We start from the raw sequence: 8,977 nt of genomic DNA on the forward strand, positions 1-8,977 counted from the left end.
TTTACACAAATTTTGCGCTCTTCCGTGGGAAAAGCGCAAAATTGCAGCACCGCCTTTGACGGCGCAGTTTTGTATTTTTACAGCAATTCGATATTGCTGCGGTCCTTTACATCTTTCATTGCATTGCGGGTATCAAAGATTTCTTTTGCAGTCTTCTGGATATGGTCGTAATCAAAGCAGCTGTGTGATGTGCAGATGACCACGATATCCGCATTGCGCAGCATGTCGTCTGTCAAAGCCGGCTCGCTCTTGTGTACAACCCCCTTGTGGGTGTACTGCGGGATATATGGGTCGTAATAAGTTGTATCTGCGCCCTGCTTAATGAAGTTTGCAATCACGTTGATTGCCGGGCTTTCACGGCAGTCATCAATATCATTTTTATACGCAACACCCAGAACCAGAACTTTTGCACCGTTGAGTGCGGTCTTTCTGCGGCTGAGCACCTTCATTACACGGTCGACAACGTACTCTGGCATAGAGGTGTTGATTTCGCCGGAAGTTTCAATCAGGCGGGTATGGTAGTCATACTCACGCGCTTTCCAGGAAAGATAGAACGGGTCCAGCGGAATGCAGTGACCGCCCAGGCCCGGGCCCGGATAAAACGCCTGGAAACCATAGGGCTTTGTCTTAGCGGCGTCGATGACTTCCCAGACATTGATACCCATGCGGTTGCAGATAATGGCCATTTCGTTTGCCAGGCCAATATTGATGTTGCGGTAAGTGTTCTCCAGCAGCTTTTCCATCTCAGCAACAGCCGGGGAGGAAACTTCGTAAACGCCGCCCTCAAGCACATTGCGGTAAAGCGCAGCAGCCACGTTGGTAGCATCTTTGCCAATACCGCCTACGACCTTCGGTGTATTTTTGGTCTTGTACTGCTTGTTGCCGGGATCCACGCGCTCTGGGGAAAAAGCAAGGTAGAAATCCTCGCCGCACTTGAGGCCGCTCTTTTCAAGAATCGGCTTGAGCAGTTCCTCAGTTGTTCCCGGATAAGTGGTGCTTTCCAGAATAATGACCATGCCGGAGTGCACATACTCAGCAACACTTTCAGTAGAGCTCTTGACATAGCTGATATCCGGCTGCTGGTGAGCATCCAGAGGAGTCGGTACACAAATGGCAACCGCATCTACTTCTTTGATAAAAGAGAAGTCGCTGGTTGCACGCAGCTTGCCAGTCTCGACTTCTTTTTTCAGTGTATCGCCGACAATATCGCCAATGTAATTATGCCCTGCATTTACAGAGTCAACTTTTTTCTTCTGCACATCAAAGCCGATGGTCGTGTAGCCTGAACGTGCGAACTCAACGGCCAGCGGCAGACCGACATAGCCAAGGCCGACAATGCCGACTTTTGCTGTTTTGCTGTTGATTTTTTCGAGCAGCTCTGCTTTAACATTTGCCATTTTTATTTTCCCTCATTTTTTGTAGAATTAAAGAATCTATATAAAAAGCAAAAAAGCTTTTGCAAATTTACGGTTTACAGCTTCTGCAGGACTCCGCAGACATAGTCAATCACTTCGTCGGTGATGTAGCCGTGCATTGGCAGGCTGAAGACGGTCTTGGCCAAGCTCTCTGCCACTGGCAGATCGCCCGGCTTGTAGCCCAGCGGCGCATACACCTTTTGCAGGTGCAGCGGGCACGGATAATAGATAATCGACGGTACACCGGCTTCTTTCAGAGCAGCCATGGCGCGGGTGCGCTCTTCTTCGCTTTTGGCACACAGGGTATAGTAGCCAAAGCTCGAATGGTAACCTGACAGCACAACAGGCGTCTGAAATTTATTCTTCAGTGCGTCGCTGTAGCGCTGTGCGGCACGGCTGCGGTGCGCATCTTCGGTATCAAAGGCATGCAGTTTTGGCAGCAGAACTGCCGCCTGCAGCGTATCCAGACGGGAGTTAACGCCAATACGTACATTCTCATACTTCATTTTACCCTTGCCATGTACACGAATGGATTTAAGCACCGTGTACAATTCCGGGTCGTCGGTAAAGACGGCACCGCCATCGCCATAGCAGCCAAGCGCCTTTGCCGGGAAAAAGCTGGTCGCGGAAGCATCGCCGAAAGAGCATGCGCGCCTGTCGCCAATGCGCCCGCCAAAACCCTGTGCACCGTCTTCCAGTACTTTCAAGCCGTTTGCCTTTGCAATTTTCTCGATTTCCGGAAACTGTGCCGGCTGGCCAAACAAGTCTACCGCAATAACCGCGCGCGGGGTCAGCTTGCCTTCTGCTTTGACCGCAGCAATCTTTTTCTGCAAATCCGCCGGGTCCATATCAAAGGTGTCAGGACGGCTGTCAACAAAGACAGGCGTGCCGCCGCACAGGCTGATGACCTCACTGCTGGCGAAGAATGTAAAGGCCGGCACAAATACAGCATCGCCTGCCTGAATACCCCACGCCATCAGCGGTATACGCAACGCGTCGGTGCCGTTGCCGCAGGTCACGCAGTATTTGCGCCCTGTATAGGCGCACAGTTCCTTTTCCAGCTGTTCTATCTGCGGGCCGGAAATAAAATGGGCGCCCGCAATGACATCGGCAATGCCCGCGTCGATTTCCGGTTTCAGCGCACGGTACTGGGCGCCGAGGTCATTAAACTTTATTTCATCCATATTGTTGCTTCCTCCTGAAAATACAGTAAGAATTTTCCGCACGGTCTTTCAGTCTTTCACTTCATGCAGGCCGTCTTCCTCCTCAGCGTACCGGCGGCCGCATTTGGGACAGCGCAGGTGTTCGTCCAATGTTTCGCCGCACTCGCAGGCCCAGCCGTGCTGCCGCGCAGGCACGCCCATCATAATTGCGTGGGCAGGCACGTCTTTGGTAACAACGCTCCCCGCGGCAATAAAGGCGTTTCTGCCAATGCTATGTCCGCAGACAATGGTGGCATTTGCCCCGATTGAGGCGCCGTCGCCAATCGGCGTTGGCTTATAAAACTGCGACCCTTTCTGCGGGTAGCGGCAGCGTGGCCGCGGCACATTGGTAAACACCATGCTCGGCCCGCAGAAGACATAGTCACCAAGCTCTACACCTTCGTAAACACTGACATTGTTTTGTATTTTGCAGTAGCTGCCGATTTTCACGCCACCTGCTACAAACACATTTTGCCCAAGCGTGCAGCCCGCGCCGATTTTTACACCGCCGCTGATATGCGAAAAATGCCAGATCTTTGTGCCCTCGCCAATTTCAGCGCCTTTGTCGACACAGGCACTGGGGTGGACAAAATAAGAGTCGCTCATTGTGATTGCACAGCTTCCTTCATCATTTCAGTATTTCCATTTTAGGGACAGGCAGCGCAGCAAAGGAAGGCCGCGCCAGAGCTTTTTCAGCAGCCGCACCGGACGCAGTCAGGGAGCATCTCCCTCTTCTTATTTTAAGTTCTGCCGCCAAAAAGCCAGGCTGCGGTTTTACGAGGCAGGCGCTTCCTTTCCAGAATATATCCTTTAACTAATGTATTATAGTATAAACGGGCGCTATCGTCAAATGTTTTATCGCCTCTTTTCTTCCTTTTCGTCCCGGCTTTCGCATTGACTTTGTGTGTATTATAGATTATGATGTAATCTGAAACTGCAGAAAAGCTGCCACCTTTCCGTGGGTTTTGCCGCGGCGGCCGGCTGTGCTTCTGTTTTTTCCGTGAAATCTTGAAACTTAAATAAAGAAGGACAGAAAAATGAGCAATTTTCATGTCAGAAAGGATTTTATCCCCTATAACCGTCCGGATATTACCGACGCCGAAATTAACGAGGTAGTGGATACCCTGAAATCCGGCTGGATTGCCAAAGGGCCGCGCACCGTAGAATTTGAAAAAAAATTTGCAGAGTACCTGGGTGCCAAGCACGCACTGGCGCTTAACTCCTGCACTGCTGCGCTGCATGTTTCCCTTTTAAGCGCAGGTATCAAGGCGGGTGACGAGGTCATCACCACCCCCATGACGTTTGCCTCTACGGCAAGCACTATTATCCACTGCGGTGCCAAGCCTGTTTTTGCCGACATTGACTATCGCACCGGCTGCATTGACCCAGCGGAAATTGCCAAAAAAATCACGCCAAAGACAAAAGCCATTGTCCCCGTGCACTACAGCGGTCAGGTCTGCGACCTCGACCCGATTTATGAATTGGCAGACAAATATAATCTGTATGTCAGCGAAGATGCGGCCCACGCCCTGTGGAGCCGCTACAAAGGTCGCCTAATCGGCAACAAGCTGAAAGGCGCTGCCTGCTACAGCTTCTATGCAACCAAAAACCTGACCACTGGCGAAGGCGGCATGCTGGTAACCGACAACGACGAAATCGACGCAAAAGCACGTATCTGGGCTGGACAAGGCATGAGCCACAACGCCTGGAACCGCTATGCGAAAGGCGGCTCTTGGCAGTACGATATCTGCGAGCCCGGCTTTAAATACAATATGTTTGACATTCAGGCTGCTATGGGTCTGCACCAACTGGGCCGCCTGGAAGAAATGCAGCAGAAGCGGCTGAAAATTGCCGCCCGCTACCAGGAAGCTTTTAGCAAATGCGACGCACTTGACCCGCCCTTTGTGCCAGACTACACAACCCACTGCTGGCATTTGTATGTTCTGCGCATTGTACCCGAAAACCTGACTATTGACCGCGACCAGTTTATTGTTGAACTCAATAACCGCAACGTCGGCACCAGTGTTCACTTTATCCCGGTCACCATGATGAGCGCCTATACCAGCCGCTACGGCTTTAAGCCCGGCGACTTTCCGAATGCAGAAAAACATTTTCAGCGCATCATCAGCTTACCGCTGTACCCAACTATGACTGAAGAACAGGTACAGTATGTCATCGATGCGGTTATGGATATTGTAGAAAAATATCACAAGTAATCTGGAATAACATTGTATGGAAAGCCCGCGGGCTTTCCATTTTCCGCTTTTGGGAGGAACCTTTCATGAACTGCAAACGAACGATTTCCGCTTTTTTGGCGCTGGCAGCGGGGCTGTCGATGGCAGCCTGCACAAATGCCGGCCAAAGCGCGTCGTCCTCTTCCGCCGCCTCTTCGGCTGTTTCATCGGCGGCGGTTTCCAACATCGAAGCTGCCTCGTCATCGTCCTCTGCAAGCAGCGCGCCGCAGATCAAGCTGACGCTTGCTGTCAGCCCGGATACCTCTGCACCGCTGCTGGGCGGCCTGTACGCTGCCCGCAAGCAGGGCTACTTTGCAAGTTACGGTCTGGATGTCACCATTACAACGGCAAAGTCTGCCGCGCAGGCTGTTGACCTTGCCAGCGCCGGCACGGCCCAGTTTACCACGACAGAGCAGAGTACTTCTTTTGCGGATGCACTTATCGCCAAAAAAGACGTCACCGCTGTCGCAGCCCTGCAGCAGCACAACGACGCCGGTGTGCTGAGCCTGACTGACAAAAAGATCACCCGGCCAAAGCAGCTGGAAAACACCGCCTGCCAAACAGACGGCACTCCGCTGGCAGAGGCAATGCTGAAAGAAGCAGTTACCGCAGACGGAGGTAACGCGGCCCTTGTAAAAACACAGATTGCCTCAACTTCCGGCACGACTGCCGCTGTAAAGGGCGGTGCCCTCACCTGCGGCAGCTACAGCTGGAGCGGCCTCAGCTGTAAGGAAAGCGGCGTTTCAGCCAGCTTTCTGTTTTACCGTGACACGGCGCCGGTACTGGATGAATACCCCTGCCTGCTGGCGGCAAATAATACCTTTTTAAAGCAGCACCCCCAGACCGCAAAAGATTTCCTTTCCGCAGCCAATCTCGGCTATCTTTACGCAGCCGCGCACCCTGACATCACCGCGAAAGAAGTTTGCGCACAAGTTCCCGCCGTTAAAAATCAGCAGGCACTGGTGCAGCGCTCATTGACATGGCTCGCGGGAAAATATACGGACGATGCCATCCTTTGGGGAAGCCTCGACACCCAGCGCTGGAACCGCTTTTACACCTGGATGAACCAAAAGAAACTTTCAAAAAGCAGTGTCCCCCTCAGTACGGGCTTCTCTTCCGATTATCTGCCACAGCCTACTTCCAGTGCTGTATCTTAAAACATGATTTACACAACGAGCCGCCGGAAAGCAATTTTCCGACGGCCTTTTTTATGGCTGCCTCCCTCGCATAGGCAGCTACTCGCCGGGGTCAGCAGATTGGAACAGCAGAAAATGCCAGGTACACACAACGAGCCGCCGGAAAGCAATTTTCCGACGGCCCGTTGTGCTAAAAATTCTGATAAGTGCTATCGACGAAGCTCATACGAAAGTTCTATGGTTTACGAAATCAGCGGACTTTCTGCAACCGCTTTCTGCAGCTGCTGCAGTGCCTTTTGCAGTGTTTCGCGCTGGCATGCAATATTGATACGTTCAAAGCCTTCGCCTGTCTTGCCAAAAACACTTCCGCTGTCAAGCCAAAGTTTTGCACGGTTAACGACCAAATCTTCCAGCTGTTCCTGTGTTAGGCCAAAACCGCGGCAGTCCAGCCACAACAGGTAGGTGCCTTCCGGCTCAATCAGTTGAATCTGCGACAGATTCTTTTGTAAAAATTCGCGTACAAAACGGATATTCCCCTGCAGATACTGCAGCAGTGCTTCCAGCCATGGCTCCCCATAACGATAAGCTGTTTCGCAAGCAATCAGACCCATCTGGTTAAGCTGACTGTATCCCGCAGCGGCAATCTGCTTTTCCAATTTTTTACGCAGCTGCTGATTGGCTACAAAAATATTGCTTGTCTGCAGGCCAGCCAGATTAAACGTCTTGCTGGGCGCAGTGCACAGCACTGTGCTGTCAAGGAAACGCGGATCCACCGCCAGGAACGGAGTGTGCGTATGTCCGGGCCAAACAAAATCCGCATGAATCTCATCGGCGGCGACAATGACATGATACTTTAGGCAGATCTCCCCCATGCGCTGCAGCTCTTCCCGCTTCCAAACGCGGCCAACCGGATTGTGCGGGCTGCACAGCAAAAAGAGTTTGACATGGTTTTCACGAATCTTTGTTTCAAAATCCTGAAAATCAATTTCGTAGTGTCCGTCTTTCAGCACCAGTGGATTATTGACCAGCTGCCGGCCGTTGTCGCGGATAATCTCTGAAAAAGGATAATATACCGGCTGCTGTAACAAAACCGCCTCACCGGGCTGTGTAAAGGCACGCACAGCCGCCGCAAGCGCAAAGACGACCCCCGGTGTTTTGACCAGCCACTCTTTTTCGGGACGCCAGCCATGCCGCTTTGCAAACCAATCGGCGACTGCCTGAAAATAGCTGTCCGTACTTTCGGTATACCCAAATACGCCGAAACGTGCCGCTTTCTCTAGAGCCTCACTCACCTGCGGAACCGTTTGAAAATCCATATCTGCCACCCACAGAGGTAAAACATCTGCAGGCTTGCCGCGCTGAGCGGCAAAGTCATATTTTAAACTGCCGGTTCCGTGCCGGTCTACCGGCGTTGAAAAATCAAAATTCATATTTGTATCCTCTCTCTGATACTTTTTTAAGTTCTGCGCCTGCAAACAAACCGAATCCGGCTTTCTATATTTTTCTTCTGTACTTGAAATTCGTGCAAAGAATATTTTTCTCAAATATCCTTTGCAGCCGCGGCCTGCTGCAGGTCCTCTTCCAGATCCGTGACTTCTTCCAAGCCTACCGAAAGGCGAAGCAGGCAGTCATTGATACCGCGGGCCTCCCGCTCCTCTTTTGGTAAGTCGGCGTGGGTCTGCGTCATCGGGTAGGTCAGCAGCGTTTCAGTACCGCCGAGGCTCTCTGCAAAAAGGATCAGCTGCACATTGCGCAGCAGGCGCAGCGCCGTTTTGCTGCTATCAACGACAAACGAAATCATCGCACCGGCACCGCGGCTCTGCTTACAGTTGATTTCATAGCCCGGATGCTCCGGCAAACCCACGTACAGCACTTTGCGCACCCAAGACTGCTTTTGCAGCCACTGCGCCAAGGCAAGCGCATTTTGCTGCTGGCGTTCCATACGCACTGCCAAAGTCTTAATACCGCGCAGGACCAGCCAGCTGTCCATCGGGGAAAGACATGCGCCGGTCGTCATGTAGTACCAGCGCAGCTTTTCCAGCAGCTGCGGATCTTTTGCTACCAAAAATCCTGCCAGCGTATCGTTGTGCCCGGCTAAGAACTTTGTACCGCTATGAATAACCACATCGGCACCAAGTTCTAACGGATTCTGCAGATACGGCGTTAAGAAGGTATTATCTACCAACAAAAGCAAATGCTTTTCGCGGCAAAGGGCAGCCACCGCGCGCAAATCAGTGACCTGCATCATCGGGTTAGTAGGCGTCTCGATAAAGAGAGCCTTTGTCTGCGGACGCAGCCGCTTGCGCACCTTTTCTATATCGGAAGTATCCATAAAATCAAAGGAAAGGCCGTTTTTCTCCCCCACCCCGCGGAAAAGGCGAATGCTGCCGCCGTACAAATCATCAGTCGCCAGAATATGGTCTCCCGGCTGAAAAAGCTCCATCAGGCAGGTAATCGCCGCCATGCCGGAAGAAAAGCCAATGGCGCCGCAACCATGCTCTAAGCCGGCAACCAACTGCTCTAATTTTTCACGGGTTGGATTCTGCTGACGGCTGTAGTCATAGCCGCCCTCGCCAATATCGTGGTGCCGAAACATCGCTGTCTGGTAAATCGGCATTTCCACCGCTCCGGTTGGGTCATCGTCCCGTATACCGCCATGTACGCAAAGTGTCCGCAAATTCATTTGTAAGCCCTCCATATATACTTTACTTCTTATATATGTTTTCTTTCTTGTAAGGATACTCGCTTTTGCAGAATCTGTCAATACTGCGCGCCATATTCTTTTAAAAAGAATATGGCGCGCTGAAAATACAGAATGCTGTATAGATAAAAAGCGCTGCCTAATGCACAGCGCAAAGATTTTCGCTCTATTCGCAAGCCTCATCTTGAATTGCATCTGAATTGCTTTTTTTAATTCGCTAAGTTTTTCCTATTTTGCGTTAATTTTTCACGTTAATAATGAGCGCATCAAATAAGCAACAAAAATCCCC

At 51.5% G+C, this 8,977-nt stretch carries 7 protein-coding genes; 2 read left to right on the forward strand and 5 right to left on the reverse strand.

From position 1 onward, the window contains the following. Window positions 1-77: 77 nt before the first annotated feature. The 3 genes from LKE53_06110 to LKE53_06120 form a co-directional block, all read right to left on the reverse strand. Window positions 78-1,397: a nucleotide sugar dehydrogenase gene (locus LKE53_06110; protein ID MCH3972326.1), complete on the reverse strand. Its 1,320-nt coding sequence runs from the start codon at window positions 1,395-1,397 to the stop codon at window positions 78-80. 74 nt (window positions 1,398-1,471) lie between these two features. Then, a complete protein-coding gene (locus LKE53_06115) occupies window positions 1,472-2,599 on the reverse strand; it encodes a DegT/DnrJ/EryC1/StrS family aminotransferase (GenBank protein ID MCH3972327.1) in 1,128 nt (375 codons plus the stop codon). 48 nt (window positions 2,600-2,647) lie between these two features. Next, on the reverse strand, window positions 2,648-3,223 hold the full coding sequence (locus tag LKE53_06120) for an N-acetyltransferase (protein ID MCH3972328.1): 576 nt from the start codon (window positions 3,221-3,223) through the stop codon (window positions 2,648-2,650). A gap of 431 nt (window positions 3,224-3,654) precedes the next feature. On the opposite strand from LKE53_06120, the gene LKE53_06125 reads away from it, so the two are divergent. After that, window positions 3,655-4,833, forward strand: coding sequence for a DegT/DnrJ/EryC1/StrS family aminotransferase (locus LKE53_06125; GenBank protein ID MCH3972329.1), 1,179 nt, complete (start codon window positions 3,655-3,657; stop codon window positions 4,831-4,833). A gap of 65 nt (window positions 4,834-4,898) precedes the next feature. Continuing rightward, entirely contained in the window at window positions 4,899-6,008 is a 1,110-nt protein-coding gene (locus LKE53_06130; GenBank protein MCH3972330.1) for an ABC transporter substrate-binding protein, read from the forward strand. 221 nt (window positions 6,009-6,229) lie between these two features. On the opposite strand, the gene LKE53_06135 is transcribed toward LKE53_06130, so the two are convergent. Both LKE53_06135 and LKE53_06140 read right to left on the reverse strand, forming a co-directional pair. Next, window positions 6,230-7,417 (reverse strand): pyridoxal phosphate-dependent aminotransferase, encoded by a 1,188-nt coding sequence (locus LKE53_06135; protein ID MCH3972331.1) that lies wholly within the window; start codon window positions 7,415-7,417, stop codon window positions 6,230-6,232. A gap of 110 nt (window positions 7,418-7,527) precedes the next feature. After that, the gene (locus LKE53_06140) at window positions 7,528-8,670 is read right to left on the reverse strand and encodes a PLP-dependent aspartate aminotransferase family protein (protein MCH3972332.1); all 1,143 of its coding nucleotides are present in this window, start codon (window positions 8,668-8,670) and stop codon (window positions 7,528-7,530) included. Between the last annotated feature and the right edge of the window lie 307 nt (window positions 8,671-8,977).

This window comes from Oscillospiraceae bacterium (genome assembly GCA_022483045.1).
Classification (GTDB): domain Bacteria; phylum Bacillota; class Clostridia; order Oscillospirales; family Acutalibacteraceae; genus Caproicibacterium.